1 protein-coding gene is annotated in these 17,432 nt (G+C 76.0%); it reads right to left on the bottom strand.

Annotation, left to right across the window (positions count from 1 at the left end; translation table 11 throughout):
• Positions 1 to 37: 37 nt before the first annotated feature.
• Positions 38 to 17,416 carry a type I polyketide synthase gene (locus AC3ET3_RS33330; RefSeq protein WP_435613487.1) on the bottom strand — a complete coding sequence of 5,793 codons (17,379 nt, stop codon included), beginning with the start codon at positions 17,414 to 17,416 and terminating at the stop codon, positions 38 to 40.
• Positions 17,417 to 17,432: the final 16 nt, after the last annotated feature.

The following is a 17,432-nucleotide window of genomic DNA, read 5'->3' as shown; positions in this document are numbered from 1 at the left end:
GGGGCGTCGGGTGCGTGCGGGGGGACCGGCGGTGCGCTCATGCGTCGCCCAGCTCGCGGTCGATCAGATCGAAGAGGTCGCCCGCGCTGTCGACCCCGGCCAGTTCCTCGTCCTCGTCGGCGGGAGTGTCTGCGGCCGGGGCGACGGGCTCGCCCTGCCAGCGGGCGAGGAGATCGCGCAGCCGGGCGGTGACCTTGTCGCGGTCCTCGCCGGCCACGCCGGAGCCGTCGAGGGCGTTCTCCAGGCGGTCCATCTCGCCCAGCAGCGCCTGCGCGGTGCCGGGCGGTTCGGGCAGGGGCAGTTCGCCCAGCAGGTGCCGGACCTGGGCGAGGGCGGTCGGGTGGTCGAAGACCAGGGTGGCGGGCAGCCGCAGTCCGGTGGCGGACGCGAGCCGGTTGCGCAGCTCGACCGCGGTCAGCGAGTCGAAGCCGAGCTCCTGGAAGGTCTGCTCGGGGTCGATCTCGGCGGCCGAGCCGTGTCCGAGGACGGCGGCGGCCTGTTCGGCGACCACCTCCAGGAGCAGTTGCTCGCGGTCCGCCGCGGACAGCGGGGCGAGCCGTTCGGCCAGGGTGCGCGATGCGTGCGCGGCGGGCGCCGCGGCGGCGGTGTTCGCGCGGCGGCGGGCGGGGGTGCGCACCAGGCCGCGCAGCAGCACCGGAAGGGCGTCGTGGTGTGCGCGCAGGGCTGCCGGGTCGAGGTCCATCGGCAGCAGCGCGGCCCGGTCGGAGCCGGCGGCCGCGTCCAGCAGGCGCATGCCGTGGGCGGCGTCGAGCGGCACCATGCCGGTGCGGGCGTGGCGTTCGCGGTCGGCGTCGCCGAGTTCCCCGGTCATGCCGGCATCGGGCAGCCAGGTGCCCCAGGCGAGGGACGTCGCCGGCAGGCCCTGGGCGCGCCGGTGGTGGGCGAAGGCGTCAAGGAAGGCGTTGGCGGCGGAGTAGTTGGCCTGTCCCGCGCCGCCGAAGGTGCCGGCGACGGAGGAGAAGACCACGAAGCGGGCCAGGTCGAGGCCGCGGGTCAGCTCGTGCAGGGCGACCACCGCGTCCGCCTTGGGACGCATCGCCTCCGCGAGCCTCTGGGGCGTCACGGAGGACAGCACGCCGTCGGCGAGGACACCGGCCGTGTGCACGACGGCGGTCAGCGGCCGGTCGGCGGGGATGCCCGCGAGGAGCGCGGCGAGCGCGGTGCGGTCGGCCACGTCGCAGGCCGCGACGGTCACCTCGGCTCCCAGGGCGGCGAGTTCGGCCCGCAGCTCGGCGGCGCCGGGCGCGTCCGGGCCCCGGCGGCCGGCGAGGAGCAGGTGCCGGACGCCGTGTTCGGCGACGAGGTGGCGCGCGGTGATCCGGCCGAGCCCGCCGAGCCCGCCGGTGAGCAGGACGGTGCCCTCGGGGTCGGGCGCGGCCGGCAGGGTGAGGACCACCTTGCCGACGTGCCGGGCCTGGCTGAGGAAGCGGAACGCCTCCGGAGCCCGGCGCACGTCCCACACGGCCATCGGCAGCGGCTTGAGAACCCCTCGGCCGAAGAGGCCGACGAGGTCGGTGAGGATCTCGCCGATCCGGTCGGGTCCGGCCTCGACCAGGTCGAAGGCGCGGTAGGCGACTCCGGGGTGGTCGGCGGCGACCCGAGCCGGATCGCGTACGTCGGTCTTGCCCATCTCGAGGAACCGGCCGCCGCGCGGCAGCAGCCGCAGTGAGGCGTCGACGAACTCCCGGGCCAGGGAGTCGAGGACGACGTCGAAGCCGCGGCCGTCGGTGGCGGTGCGCAGCCGCTCCTCGAAGCCGAGGTCGCGGGAGGAGGCGAGGTGCGCGTCGTCCAGGCCGGCCGCGCGCAGGGCGTCCCACTTGGCGGGGGACGCGGTGCCGTACACCTCGGCTCCGAGGTGGCGGGCGAGGTGTACGGCGGCGGAGCCGACGCCACCGGCCGCGGCGTGCACCAGCAGGCTCTCGCCGGACCGGAGCCCGCCGAGGTCGACCAGCGCGTAGTAGGCGGTGAGGTAGGCGATCGGGGCGGTGGCGGCCTCGGCGAAGCTCCAGCCCTCGGGGATGGGCGCGACCATGCGGGCGTCGGCGATCGCGACGGGTCCGAAGGCCCCGGCGAACATGCCCATCACCCGGTCGCCGGGGGCGAGTGAGGTGACGGCGTCGCCCACCTCGCTGACGACGCCCGCGCCTTCCAGGCCGATCGCGGTGGCGTCGCCGGGGTACATGCCGAGCGCGGTGAGGACGTCGCGGAAGTTTACGCCGGCGGCCCGCATCGAGATGCGGACCTCGTTCGGTGCGAGGGGTGCGGTGACCTCCGGGCAGGGCGCGAGCCGCAGGCTCTCCAGGGTGCCCCTGCGCTCGATGCCGAGGCGCCAGGCCCCGGTGCCGGGGGGCGGGGTGAGAGCCCGGTCGGCGGCGAGCGGCACGATGCGCGGGGTGCTCACCGTGCCGTCGTGCACGGCGAGTTCGAAGGCGGTGTCGCCGAGCCCGTCGGGCAGTGCCGCCAGGGAGGGGGCGGTGCCGTCGGTGTCGGCGAGGACGAGACGGCCGGGGTTCTCGGTGCGGGCCGCCCGCACCAGGCCCCACACCGCGGCCTGCGCCGGGTCGGCGGGCCGGGGCGGGGCGGGGACGGCGCGCCGGGTCACCACGGCGAGCCGGGCGTGCAGGAAGGCGGGCTCATCCAGCCAGCGCCGCAGGGTGTCCAGGGCATGGCCGGCGGTGGCGCGGGCGGCGTCGGCGAGTGCGCCCGGGGACGCCTCGGGCTCCGGAGGGACGGCGGCGACCGGTACGGCGTACAGGACGGTGTCGGGGACCGCCCCGGCCTGGGCGAGGGTGTCCAGGCCGGGCACGGAGCGTGCCGTGTGTCCGGCGGCGTTCAGCGCGGCGGCCAGTTCGTCCGCCTCGGCCGCGCCGACGACGGTCCACGCGGTCGTCGTGGCCGGGGCGGCCGGGGTGGTGGTCGGCTGCCACTCCAGTTCGTGCAGGCCCCGGAGGGCGGGTGCGCCGACGGTGGAGCCCGCGAGGTCACCGGTCAGTTGGCGCAGGGTGAGCGAGCCGACGGAGGCGACCGGGCGGCCTTCCGGGTCGGCGAGGGCGAGGCCGACGGCCTCTGGGCCTTCCTGGACCATGCGCAGCCGCAGCGCGGAGGCTCCGACGGCGTCCAGGCGCACGTCGTTCCATGAGAACGGCAGGCGTCCGGCGTCCTCCATCGGCACGAACATCACCGTGTGCAGGGCGGCGTCCAGCAGGGCGGGGTGCAGGTCGAAGACGTCGGCGGCGGGGGTCGCCCCGTCGGGCAGTGCGACCTCGGCGAACACCTCCGTTCCACGCCTCCACACCCGGGTCAGGCCCTGGAACAGGGGGCCGTAGAGGTGGCCCCGGTCGGCGAACGCCTCGTAGAAGCCGTCGAGCGGCACCTCCTCGCCGTCCTCGGGCGGCCAGACGGTGAAGTCGTAGGGCATGACGGCCGGTTCTGCGGCGTCCGTGAGCAGGCCGCTGACGTGCAGGGTCCACGGGGCGCCGGGCTCGGCGTCGTCGGGCCGGCCGTGCACGGTCAGCGGGCGGGCGCCGGTGGCGTCCGGTGCCTCGACGCGCACCTGGACCTGCACGCCGCCCCGGTCCGGCAGGGTGAGCGGGGCCAGGATGGTCAGCTCGGCGACCTGCTCGCAGCCGGTCCGGGCGCCCGCGTGCAGGGCCAGGTCCAGGAAGCCGGTGGCGGGGAACAGGGCGGTGCTCGTGAGTGCGTGGTCCCTGAGCCAGGGGCTGGAGCCGAGCGCGAGGCGGCCGGTGAACACCTGGGTGGCCCCGTCGGCGAGTTCCACGGCCGCGCCGAGCAGCGGGTGGCTGCTCGTGCCGAGTCCCGCCGTGGTGACGTCGCCGAGCAGGACGGGCGGGCCGGGCCAGAAGCGGCGGCGCTGGAAGGGGTAGGTCGGCAGCTGCGTGATCCGGGCGCCGGTGCCGTCGAAGAGGCGGGGCCAGTCGACGGCCACTCCGTGCGCGAAGGCGCGGGCGAGGGCGTCGAGAAGCGTCTCGCGTTCGTCGCGGTCCTTTCGCAGCGCCGGGACGAACAGCGTGTGTCCGGCGTCCGGCAGGCAGTTCTGCGCCATCGCGGTGAGGGTGCCGTCGGGGCCCACCTCGACGAAGCGGTCGGCACCGAGCTCGGCGAGCGTGGCGACACCGTCGGCGAAGCGGACGGCCTCCCGGACGTGGCGGACCCAGTACTCCGGGTCCTGCAGTTCGCCGGGAGCTGCGGCACGACCGGTCACGTTGGAGACGACCGCCATGCGCGACGGCTCGTAGGAGATGCCCGCGGCGACGTCGCGGAAGGCGTCGAGCATGGGCTCCATGAGCGGCGAGTGGAAGGCGTGGCCGACGCGCAGACGGGTGGTGCGGCGTCCCTGTGCGGCGAGCCGGGAGGCGATGCCGGCGACGACGTCCTCCGTGCCGGAGATCACCACGGAGCAGGGGCCGTTGACGGCGGCGATGCCGGCGTGCGGCTGTCCCTCCAGCAGCGGCAGCACCTCTTCCTCGGCGGCCTCCACCGCGAACATGGCGCCGCCGGAGGGGAGTTCCTGCATGAGCCGGCCGCGGGCGGCGACCAGGGCGCACGCGTCGTCGAGGGAGAACACGCCGGCCACATGGGCGGCGGCGATCTCGCCGACGGAGTGCCCGGCGACGAGGTCGGGCCGCACGCCCCAGGATTCCAGCAGGCGGTAGAGGGCCACCTCCACGGCGAACAGCGCGGGCTGTGTCCACTCGGTGCGATGCAGCCGCTCGGCGTCGTCGCCGAGGACGAGGGCGCGCAGGTCGTCACCGAAGTGGGCGCAGACCGCGTCAAAGGCGTCCGCGTACACGGGGTACGCCTCGTACAGGCCGCGTCCCATTCCAGGGCGCTGGGCGCCCTGTCCGGAGAACAGGAAGGCGGTCTTTCCCTCGCCTCGGTGCGTGCCGGTGACGGTGTGCGGTCCGGTGTCGCCGGTGGCGAGCAGGCGCAGTCCGTCGGTGAGCGCGGCGCGGTCGGTGCCGAGGACGACGGCGCGGTGCTCGAAGACGGCGCGGGTCGCGGTGAGCGAGAGGCCGAGGTCGGCGTCGGTGAGCCCGGGAGACCGCGTGACGTGGTCGAGGAGTCGGGCGGCCTGGGCGCGCAGGGCGTCGCGGCTGCGGGCGGACAGGACCCAGGGCACCGGTCCCGTCCACGCCTGCGGCGCCGCCTCGGCCGTCTCGGCCTCGGACACCGCCTCCAGCACCACGTGCGCGTTGGTGCCGCTGATGCCGAACGACGACACACCGGCGCGCCGCGGGCGCTCCCCCGTCTCCGGCCATTCCCGGGCCTCGGTGAGGAGTTCGACGCGGCCGGCGGACCAGTCGATGTGCTCGCTGGGCCGGTCGACGTGCAGGGTGGCCGGCAGCATCCCGTGCCGCATCGCCAGCACCATCTTCATCACGCCCGCCACACCGGCACCCGCCTGCGTGTGACCGACGTTCGACTTCACCGACCCCAGCCACACGGGAGCATCTCCCGCGCGCTCCTGACCGTAGGTGGCCAGGAGCGCCTGCGCCTCGATCGGGTCGCCCAACCGGGTCCCCGTCCCGTGCGCCTCCACCGCGTCCACCTCACCGGCCGGCACCCCCGCGTCGGCCAGGGCGGCCCGGATCACCCGCTGCTGCGACGGACCGTTCGGCGCGCTCAGCCCGTTGGACGCACCGTCCTGGTTGACCGCCGAACCCCGCACCACCGCGAGCACCGGATGCCCGTTCGCCCGCGCGTCCGACAGCCGCTCCACCAGCAGCAGACCACCGCCCTCGGAGAAGCCCGTACCGTCCGCCGCGTCCGCGAACGCCTTGCACCGGCCGTCCGCCGCCAGCCCCTGCTGACGGCTGAAGTCCACGAACAGACCGGGCGAGGCCATGACGGTGACGCCGCCGGCGAGGGCGAGGTCGCACTCCCCGGCGCGCAGGGACCGCACGGCGAGGTGCAGGGCGACCAGGGAGGCGGAGCAGGCGGTGTCGACGGTGACCGCCGGGCCCTCCAGGCCGAAGGTGTAGGAAAGCCTGCCGGAGACGACGCTGGCGGCGTTGCCGGTCAGCATGTAGCCCTCGAAGTCCTCACCGGAGGCGGCGAGCATGCCGGTGTAGTCCTGGCCGTTGGTGCCGGCGAACACGCCGGTGCGGCTGCCGCGCAGGGTGCGCGGGTCGATGCCGGCCCGCTCGAACGTCTCCCAGGCCATCTCCAGCAGCAGACGCTGCTGCGGATCCATGGCCACCGCCTCACGGGGCGAGATGTTGAAGAACGCCGGGTCGAAGCCGCCGGCGTCGGTGAGGAAGCCGCCGGTGCGGGTGGAGACCGTGCCGGCCTTGCCGGGCCGGGGGTCGTGGAGGGCGTCGAGGTTCCAGCCCCGGTCCTCCGGGAACGGCACCAGGCCCTCCTCGCCGTCGAGGAGCATCTGCCACAGCTGTTCGGGGGTGCGGATGTCGCCGGGGAAGCGGCAGCCCATGGCGACGACGGCGATCGGGTCGTCGTCGGTCGCCCGGTGCGGGGCGACGTCGGTGGCGGGTGCGGTGGCGCCTGCGACCTCGGCGACCTCGGCGAGCAGGAAGTCGGCGAGGGCACGGCAGGTGGGGTGGTCGAAAACGAGGGTGCTGGGCAGCCGGAGACCGGTGATGCGGTTCATGCCGTTGCGCAGTTCGACGGCGCTGAGCGAGTCGATGCCCAGGTCGGTGAAGGGGCGTTCGGGTTCCACGGCGTCCGCGCCGGGGTGGCCGAGGACCCCGGCCACGTGTCCGCGCACGATCCGCAGGACGGCGTCGGCCCGTTCGTACTCGGGCAGGGCGGCCAGGTGGGCGTGGAGGGAGGAGGTGTCGTCGTCGCCGGGCCCGGCGGTCTGCCGTGCGGCGTCCAGTGCCGCGCGGGCGGCGGGCAGTTCGTCGAGGAGGTGGCTGGGGCGGGGCGCGGTGAAGGACGGGGCGTAGGTGTCCCAGCGGAGGTCGGTGACGACGACGTGGGTGTCGCCGAGGTCGAGGGCCCGGCCGAGGGCGTCGCAGGCGGCGGCGGTGTCCATGGGGTGGACGCCGTGACGGCGCATGCGGTCCCCGGCGCTGTCGCCGACCATGCCGCCGTCGGCCCACAGGCCCCAGGAGACGGCCGTGGCGGGCAGCCCGGCGGCACGGCGCTCGGCGGCGAGGGCGTCGAGGTAGGCGTTGCCGGGGGCGTAGTTGCCGAGTCCGGCGCCGCCCAGGACGCCGGCGGTGGAGGAGAACAGCACGAACGCGGACAGGTCGAGGTCGCGGGTGAGTTCGTGCAGGTTGCGGGCTGCGGTGGCCTTGCCACGCAGGATCGGGTCCATGCGGTCGGGCGTGAGCGAGTCGAGTACGCCGTCGTCGAGGGCTCCGGCCGCGTGGAAGACGGCGTCCAGGGGGCGGTCGGCGGGCAGTGCGGCGAGCAGTTCGGCGAGGGCGGTGCGGTCGGAGACGTCGCAGGCTGCGAGGGTGACTTCGACGCCGCGGTCGGCGAGTTCGTCGCGCAGTCCGGTGGCGCCGGGTGCGTCGGCGCCGCGGCGGCCCGCCAGCACCAGGTGGGTGGCGCCGCGGTCGGCGAGCCAGCGGGCGACGTGGCCGCCGAGGGTGCCGGTGCCGCCGGTGACCAGGACGGTGCCGCGGGGCCGCCAGGCCTCGGCGGGGACGTCCGCGCCGGGGGCGTGGACCAGGCGGCGGCCGTGGGCGCCGGTGGCGCGCAGCGCGATCTGGTCCTCCTCGCCGGGGTCGGCGAGGACGGCGGCGAGGCGGGTGGCGGAGCGGGCGTCGAGTTCGGCGGGCAGGTCGATCAGGCCGCCCCAGCGGTCGGCGTGTTCCAGGGCGGCGACCCTGCCGAGGCCCCAGACGAGTGCCTGGCGGGCGTCCGGCGCGGGGTCGGCGCCGCCGACGGTGACGGCTCCGCGGGTGGCGCACCACAGCGGTGCGTCGATGCCGAGGTCGCCGAGGGCCTGGACGAGGGCGAGGGTCGCGGCGAGTCCCGGCGGAACGGCGCTGTGTCCGGGGTGGTCGCGGGTGTCGAGGGCGAGCAGGGACAGCACGCCGGCGGGTGGTCCGGCGTCCTCGGCGCCGGTGAGCAGGTCGGCGAGGGCGGTGCGGTCGGGGGTCCCGTCGGGCAGGCTGACGCGTCGGACGGTGCGGGCGCCGCCCGCGGTGAGGGCGTCGGCGACGGTGTCGGCGAGGGCGGTGTGCCCGGCCGCGTCGGCGGGGGCGACGAGCAGCCAGGTGCCGGTGAGGGCGGCCGGGCCGGTGTCGAGGGGGCTGAAGGCGACGCGGTAGCGCCAGGCGTCGGTGGTGGCGCGTTCCCTGCGGGTGCGGCGCCACTGGGACAGGGCGGGCAGGACGCTGCTGAGGGGGGCGTCCGCAGGGAGGTCGAGGGTGTCCGTGAGGCTCTCCAGGTCCTCCTGTTCGACGGTCTCCCAGAAGCGTGCCTCCACGGAGCCGGCGGTGAGGGCGTCGCTCTCGGCGGCGCCGGATGCGGCCCGTTCGCGGACCGTGGGCCAGTAGCGCCCGTGCTCGAAGGGGTAGGTGGGCAGGTCGGTCCGGGTGGCGCCGGTGCCGTCGAAGACCGCCTCGAAGTCGACGTCCACGCCGTGCACATGGGCCTCGGCGAGGGCGGCGAGGAACTGCCGCGGGCCGCCCTGGTCGCGCCTGAGCGAGCCGAGGACGGCGCCGTCCACGCCGGCAGCGTCGAGGGTGTCGCGCAGCCCGACGGCGAGCACGGGGTGCGGGCCGACCTCGATGAAGGTGCGGTGTCCGGCGGCGATCAGGCCGCGGACGGCGTCCTCGAAGCGGACGGTCTCGCGCAGGTTGCCGTACCAGTAGGCGGCGTCGAGTCCGGTGGTGTCCTGCCAGTCACCGGTGAGCGAGGAACGGAAGGGGATCTCCGCCTCGCGCGGGGCGAGACCGTCGAGGGCCTCCAGGACGGTGTCGCGGATCGCCTCGACCTGCGCGGAGTGCGAGCCGTAGTCGACGTTGACCTTGCGGGCGCGGACGCCGTCGGCGGTGAGGGCGGTGTGCAGCTCGTCCAGGGCCGCGGCCTCGCCGGAGACGACGACGGAGGCGGGTCCGTTGACGGCCGCGACGGCGAGGCGGCCGGCCCACGGCTCCATGCGGGCACGGGTGTCGTCGGCGGTCAGCGGCACGGACATCATGCCGCCGGTTCCGGCGATGCGGGTGATGGCGCGGCTGCGCAGGGCGACGACGCGGGCACCGTCCTCCAGGGTGAGGGCCCCGGCGGCGCAGGCGGCGGCGATCTCGCCCTGGGAGTGGCCGACGACGGCGGCCGGGCGGACGCCGTGTGCGCGCCAGAGGGCGGCGGTGGCGACCATGACGGCCCACAGGGCGGGCTGGACGACGTCGACGCGGCCGAGGTCGGCGGCGTCCTGCCCGCCGCGCAGTACGGCGGTCAGGGACCAGTCGACGTGCGGGGCGAGTGCCTGCTCACAGCGGTCGATCCAGTCGGCGAACACCGGCGACTCGTCGAGGAGTTCACGGGCCATGCCGGCCCATTGGGCGCCCTGTCCGGGGAAGACGAGGACGGGTTCCGCGCCGCCGGGTACCGCGCTGCCGACCGGGACGGGCGTGGTGAGCGGTGCGTCGGCGGCGAGGGCGGCGAGGGTCTCGTCGAGCCGCGCCGCGTCGTCGGCGAGGACGGCGGCGCGGTGGGTGAGGGCGGCACGTCCGACGGCGAGCGTGTAGGCGACGTCGGTGAGCGGGGTTCCGGGCCGGGTGCGCAGGTGGGTGCGCAGGCGGGCGGCCTGGGCGCGCAGCGCGGCGGGCGTGCGCGCGGACAGCAGGACGGGCACGGCGGGCAGGGTGGTGCGCGCGGCGGTCGGTTCGGCGGTGCCGGGGGCCTGTTCGACGATGACATGGGCGTTGGTGCCGCTCATGCCGAAGGAGGACACGCCGGCCCGGCGGGCGCGGCCGGTGTCGGGCCAGGGCTGTTCGTCGGTGAGCAGGCGGACGTGTCCGGCGCTCCAGTCGACGTGCGGGGTCGGGTTGTCGGCGTACAGGGTGCGCGGCAGGAGGCCTTCGCGCAGCGCCATGACCATTTTGATGACGCCGCCGACCCCGGCCGCGGCCTGGCTGTGCCCGATGTTCGACTTGAGGGAGCCGAGCCACAGCGGCCGGTCCTCGGCACGGTCCTGGCCGTACGCGGTGAGCAGGGCCTGCGCCTCGATCGGGTCGCCGAGGGTGGTGCCGGTGCCGTGCGCCTCGACCGCGTCGACGTCCTGCGGGGTGAGTCCGGCGGAGGCGAGCGCCTGGCGGATGACCCGCTGCTGGGACGGGCCGTTGGGCGCGGTGAGGCCGTTGGACGCGCCGTCCTGGTTGAGGGCGGAGCCGCGCACGACGGCGAGGACCCGGTGGCCGTTGCGGCGCGCGTCGGAGAGCCGTTCGAGGACGACCATGCCGACGCCCTCGGCCCAGCTGGCGCCGTCGGCGTCCGCGGAGAACGGCTTGCAGCGGCCGTCCTCGGCGAGGGCGCGCTGCCGGCTGAACTCGATGAGGGAGCCGGGCGTCGACATCACGGTGACACCGCCGGCCAGGGCGAGTTCGCACTCCCCTTGGCGCAGGGACTGCGCGGCGAGGTGCAGGGCGACCAGCGAGGAGGAGCAGGCGGTGTCGACGGTGACGGCCGGGCCCTCCAGGCCGAGCGCGTAGGAGATGCGGCCGGACAGGACGCTCGGCGAGTTGCCGGTGCCGACGTACCCCTCGAAGTTGTCGTCGGAGGCCGCGAGGATGCTCACGTAGTCCTGGTAGGTGACGCCGGCGAACACGCCCGTGGCGGAGCCGCGGGCCGCGTGCGGGTCGACTCCCGCGCGTTCCAGCGCCTCCCAGGTCACCTCCAGGAGCAGCCGCTGCTGCGGGTCCATGGCGAGGGCCTCGCGGGGGCTGATGGAGAAGAACGCCGGGTCGAAGCGGCTCGCGTCGTGCAGGAAGCCGCCCTCGCGGGTGTAGACGGTGCCCGGGTGGTCGGGGTCGGGGTGGTAGAGCCGCTCGGGGTTCCAGTTGCGGTCGGTGGGCAGCGGGGAGATGCCGTCCGCCCCGGCGCGCACCAGGTCCCACAGGTCGTCGGGGCCGGCGATGCCGCCGGGGTAGCGGCAGGCCATGCCGACGACGGCGATCGGGTCGTCGTCGACGGGGCGCCGTACGGCGGCGGTGGTGCCGGCGCCGGCGGTGCCGAACAGGTCGTCGGCGAGGTGCCGGGCGAGCGCCGCCGGCGTGGGGTGGTCGAAGACGAGGGTGGCGGGCAGGGTGACGCCGAGTGCGGCGCTGAGGCCGTTGCGCAGTTCGACGGCGGTCAGGGAGGTGAGGCCGAGGTCCGTGAACGGGCGCTGGGGTTCCACCTCGTCGGGTCCGCCGTGCCCGAGGACGGCGGCGACGCGGTCGCGGACGGTGGTGAGGAGGGTGCGTTCGCGTTCCGCGGCGGGCCGGGCGGCGAGGCGTTCCAGGAGGCTGCCGGGCGGCTGGGTGCGGGCGGCGGCACGGCGGCGCACGGGCTCGGTGGCGGGCGCGGTCTCGTGGTGGCCGGTCTGCGGGGCGGTGTTTTCCGGGGCGGGGCCGCCCTTGGCCGGGCGCAGCAGCAGGGAGCCGATGGTGAGGACGGGGGCGCCGACCGCGTCGGCGGCGGTGAGGGCGAGGCTGTCCGGGCCGGTACGTTCCAGGCGGACGCGCAGTGTGGTGGCGCCGGTGGCGAACAGCCGGGCCGGGCCGGCGGAGAAGAGCACGCGCCCGTCGCCGAGGCCGTCGAACGCGCCGAGGCCCAGCGGGTGCAGGGCGGCGTCCAGGAGCGCCGGGTGCAGGTCGTGCCGGGCAGCGTCGGCGGCGGCCGACTCGGGCAGCGCGACCTCCGCGTACACGGCGTCGTCGTCCTGCCAGGCGCCCAGCAGGCCCTGGAAGACGGGCCCGTAGTCGAGTCCGGCCTCGCGCAGCCGGGCGTACAGGCCGTCGGTGGACAGTTCCCGCGCGCCGGGCGGCGGCCAGGCGGTGAGGTCGTGGGCCGGTTCGGGCGCGGTCTCGGCGGTGAGGACGCCGGTGGCGTGCCGGGTCCACTCCACGGTGGTGTCGCCGGCGGGCCGCGCGTGCATGGCGAAGGCGCGGTCGCCGCGGGCGTCGGGTGCCTCGATCCGGATGTGCAGGGCGGCACCGTCGTGCTCGGGCAGCGCCAGCGGGCGTTCCAGGACGAGTTCGCCGACCTGCGGGCGGTCGGCGTGGATGCCCGCGGCCAGGGCGAGTTCGAGCAGAGCGGTGCTGGGTACGACGGCGGTGCCCTCGATGCGGTGGGCGGCGAGCCAGCCCGTGCCGCGGGTGGTGAGGCGGCCGGTGAGCAGCAGGGTGTCGTCGACCGCGGACGGTACGACCGCGCCGAGCAGCGGGTGCCCGGCGGGTACGAGTCCCGCGGCGGCCGGGTCGCCGGACGCGGTGGGTTCGATCCAGTACGGCCGGTGCCGGAAGGCGTAGGTGGGCAGTTCGACGGGACGGGCGCCGGTGGCGACGGTGCCGAGGACGGCGCGCCAGTCGACGTCCGCTCCGTGCGTGTGGAGGGCGCCGATGCCGGTGAGCAGCGTCTCCGCGTCATCGCGGTCGTCGCGCAGCGTGGGCACCGCGACGGGGGCCGTGCCCCGCCAGGCGCCCTGGGCGAGGGCGGTCAGGGTGGTGTCGGGCCCCAGTTCCAGCAGGCGGCCGGCGCCCAGGTCCTCGAGCGTGGTGACGCCGTCGGCGAACCGCACGGTGTGCCGCACGTGCCGCACCCAGTACTCGGGGTCGGTCAGCTCGCCGGGCCCGGCGAGGCGGCCGGTGAGGTCGGAGACGACGGGGATGCGCGGTTCCGCGTACGCGACGGAGGCCGCCACGGCGCGGAACTCCTCGAGCATCGGTTCCATGCGCGGGGAGTGGAAGGCGTGGCTCACCTTGAGGCGGGTCGTCTTGCGGCCCCGCGCCGCGAAGCGGGCGGCGATGCCGGTGGCGGCGTCCTCGTCGCCCGAGACGACCACGGAGCGGGGTCCGTTGACGGCGGCGACACCGAGGACGTCCTCGTGCCCGTCGAGGAGTGGCAGCACCTCCTCCTCGGCGGCCTGCAGGGCGATCATCGCGCCGCCTTCGGGCAGCGCCTGCATGAGCCGGCCGCGCGCGGCGACGAGCCGGCAGGCGTCGGGCAGGCCGAGCACTCCGGCCACGTGGGCGGCCGCGATCGCTCCGACGGAGTGGCCGAGCAGGTGGGCGGGCCGCACCCCGAAGGATTCGACGAGACGGTGGAGGGCGACTTCGACGGCGAACAGGGCGGGCTGGGCGTACTCGGTGCGGTGCAGCGGCTCGGCGTCGGCGCCGTGCACGATCTCGGCGAGCGGCCGGGGCAGCAGTCCGTCGAAGTGGCCGCAGACGGCGTCGAAGGCGTCGGCGTAGGCCGGGAAGGTGTCGTAGAGGCCCCGTCCCATGCCGGGCCGCTGGGTGCCCTGGCCGGCGAAGAGGAACGCGGTGCCGCCCGCGGCGAGGGTGTTCCCGGTGACGACGGCGGGATGGGTGCCGCCGTCCGCGAGTGTCCGGAGCCCGGCCAGCAGGGCGGTCCGGTCGCGGCCCGTGACGACGGCCCGGTGCTCCAGCGGGGCACGGGTGAACGCGAGGGCGTGCGCGATGTCGGCGGGGTCCGCGTCAGGGTGCCGGTCGGCGTGGGCGAGGAGCCGGGCGGCCTGGTCGCGCAGGGCGGGGGCGCTGCGGGCGCCGAGCAGCCAGGGGAGGGCGGCGGCCCGTCCGGTGTCTCCCGCGGTGCGGGTCGGCACGGTGGACTCTTCGGCCGTCGGGGCCGGTTCGGCGAGGATGACGTGGGCGTTGGTGCCCGACAGGCCGAAGGCGGAGACGCCCGCCCGGCGGACACGGTCGCCCGCGGTCCATGCGACGTCCTCGGTCAGCAGTCGCACCCGCCCGCTGTCCCAGTCGACGCGCGAGGACGGCCGGCCGGCGTGCAGGGTGCGCGGCAGGGTGCCGTGCCGCAGGGCCAGGATCATTTTGATGACGCCGACGGCACCGGCCGCGGCCTGGGTGTGCCCGAGGTTGGACTTGACGGAGCCGAGCCACAGCGGCCGGTCCTCGGCACGGTCCTGGCCGTACGCGGTGAGCAGGGCCTGCGCCTCGATCGGGTCGCCGAGGGTGGTGCCGGTGCCGTGCGCCTCGACCGCGTCGACGTCCTGCGGGGTGAGTCCGGCGGAGGCGAGCGCCTGGCGGATGACCCGCTGCTGGGACGGGCCGTTGGGCGCGGTCAGGCCGTTGGACGCGCCGTCCTGGTTGACGGCGGAACCCTCGACCACCGCCAGCACACGGTGGCCGTTGCGGCGCGCGTCGGACAGCCGCTCGACGACGAGGACGCCCACGCCCTCCGCCCAGCCGGTGCCGTCGGCGTCCTCGGAGAACGCCTTGCAGCGGCCGTCGGGCGCGAGACCGCCCTGGACGCTGAATTCCACGAAGGCACCCGGGTCGGCCATGACGGTGACGCCTCCCGCGAGGGCGAGGTCGCACTCGCCGGAACGCAGGGACTGCGCGGCGAGGTGCAGGGCGACCAGCGAGGAGGAGCAGGCGGTGTCGACGGTGACGGCCGGACCCTCCAGGCCGAGCGCGTAGGCGACACGGCCGGAGACCACGCTGCCCGCCTGACCCGTCAGCAGGTGACCGCCGAGTCCCTCCGGCACCTCGGTCAGGCCGGCGGCGTAGCCGGAGCTTCCGGCGCCGACGAAGACACCGGTGCGGGAGCCCTTCAGCGTGGTGGGCGCGATCCCGGAGCGCTCCAGGGCCTCCCACGAGGTTTCCAGGACGAGCCGCTGCTGCGGGTCGAGGGCCTGTGCCTCGCGCGGGCTGATGCCGAAGAAGGCGGCGTCGAACGCGGAGGCCTCCGTGAGGAAGCCCCCGGCCGCCGTGTCGCTCGCCTCCCGCAGCGTCGCCAGGTCCCAGCCACGGTCCTCGGGGAACCCGCCGGCGGTGTCACCGCCGGCGGCCAGCAGCTCCCACAACCGGTCGGGCCCGTCGATGCCGCCCGGCAGACGGCAGCCCATGCCGACGACGACCACCGGGTCGGTGTCGGTGGTCCGCACCGTGACCTCGTGCCGCTCCTGCGCGGTCCCGAACAGCGCGTCCCGCAGGTGCGCGGCCACGGCGAGCGGGGTGGGGTGGTCGAAGACCAGGGTGGTGGGCAGGGCGACGCCCGTCTCGGCGGTGAGGTCGTTGCGCAGTTCGACGGCGGTCAACGAGTCGAAACCCATCTCCCGGAAGGCCCGCCCGACGGCGACGGCGGCCGGGTCCGTGTGGCCGAGCGCGGCGGCGGCACGACGGCACACCAGGTCGAGCAGGGCGGCGTCGCGCTCCTCCGCGGTGCGCGACGCGAGGCGTTCGCGCAGGGCACCGCCTTGGCCGGAGGCCGGGCCAGGGACAGGGGTCTCGGTGGTGCCGGACGTCAGTGCGGCGAGCAGCGGGCTGGGCCGGCCGGTGGTGAACGCGGGCCCGAACCGCTCCCAGTCCACGTCCGCCACGACCACGGTGACGTCCCGGGCGGCCAGGGCGCGGTCCAGCGCGGTCAGCGCGGCATCCGGGTCGAGCGGGCGCAGGCCGCGCCGTTCCAGCAGCGTCCGGGCGGTCTCGTCGGCGGCCATGCCGGTGCCGGCCCACGGTCCCCAGGCCACGGACGTGCCGGTCAGGCCCCGGGCACGGCGGCGTTCGACGAGCGCGTCCAGGTGGGCGTTGGCGGCGGCGTAGGCGGCCTGGCCGCCGCTGCCCCACACTCCGGCGATGGAGGAGAACGTCACGAAGGCCGACAGGCCGCTGTCGCGGGTCAGTTCGTCGAGATGGTCGGCGGCGTCCGCCTTGGCGGCCAGCACGGCCGCGAGCCGGTCGCGGGTGTACGTGGCGATCACGTCGTCGTCGAGGACACCCGCGCAGTGCATCACGGCGTCGACGGGGTGGTCGGCGAGCAGTCGCGCGACGGCGTCCCGGTCCCCCATGTCACAGGCGACCACGGTCACCCGCGCCCCGAGCGCGAGCAGTTCGTCCCGCACGCCGTCCGCGCCCGGTGCCTCGGGGCCGCGTCGGCTGGTCAACACCAGCTCGCGGGCGCCGTGTTCGACAGTCCAGCGGGCGATGCGCGTCCCGAGGGCGCCGGTGCCGCCCGTGATCAGTACGCGCTCCGGTGCCGTCCACCGCGCGGTGACGTCGGGTGCGGGCGCGGTCACCAGCCGGCGGGCGTAGACGTCGCCGCCGCGGACGGCGACCTGGTCCTCGCCCGCGGCGTCGAGCACCGCGGCGGCCCGGGCGAGCGAGCGCCGGTCCGGCCGGGCCGGCAGGTCGAGAAGGCCTCCCCACACGTCCGGGTGCTCCAGCGCGGCGACCCGTCCGAGGCCCCACACGGCGGCCCGCCCCGGATCGACGGCCGCCTCGGTGCCACCGCCGACGGCGACGGCACCGCTGGTCACCAGCCACAGCGGGGCGGTGAGCGCGGCGTCGGCGTGGGCCTGCACGAGGGCGAGGGCGGTGCCGACGTCCGACGCGCAGGAGAGCACACCGGCCAGGGGCTCCGCGTCGGCGGCCGCGGCACGCAGCAGCCCGGCGAGCGTCTCCCGGCCCGCATCGGTGGCGCAGTCGACGCGCTCGACCCCGGGCACGAACTCCTCGATGCCGGGCAACGCCGCACCGTCACCGGACTGGAGCAGCAGCCAACGGCCGCGGACCGTAGGGCCGTTGTCCAGCTCCAGGCGGTCCCACCGGACGCGATGGCGCCAGGAGTCCGACTCGGTCCGCTGCACCTCCTCACGGTGCCAGGCGGAGAGCGCGGGCACGACTCCGTCCAGCGCGCCGTCTTCGAGGCCCAGCACACCGGCGAGTTCGTCGATGTCACCCCGGTTCACGGCGTGCCAGAACGCCTCCTCCCCGGCCGTCGCCACCGGCCTGGGACCGGTCGCTGCGTCTGCTCCCCGGCGCGGCTCGGGCCAGTACCGGGAGCGCTGGAAGGCGTACGTGGGCAGAGGTGCGGGACGCACCCCGGCGAAGACGCCGTCCCAGCCGACCGGGACTCCGGCGGTGTGCAGCGCGGCCACGGCCGCGAACAGCGCGTCGGCCTCGGGCCGGTCGTTGCGCTGGAGGGGGCGGCAGACGAAACGGTCGGCGGCGTCACCGAGCACGGTACGGGTGAGGGCGGTGAGGGTGCCGTCGGGGCCGATCTCCAGGAAACGCGTCACGCCGTGGGCGTTCAGTGCGGTGACGCCGTCGGCGAAACGGACGGTGTCACGGACGTGACGGACCCAGTACTCGGACGACGCCAACTCGTCGCCGGTGGCGAGCTGTCCGGTCAGATTGGACACGACCGGGATGACCGGGGGCGCGTAAGCGATACGCTCGGCCACCTCGCGGAAGGCGTCGAGCATCGGCTCCATCAGCGGCGAGTGGAAG

The sequence above is a fragment of the Streptomyces sp. bgisy159 genome, assembly GCF_057707805.1.
This window is presented reverse-complemented; position numbering and strand designations above follow the sequence as displayed.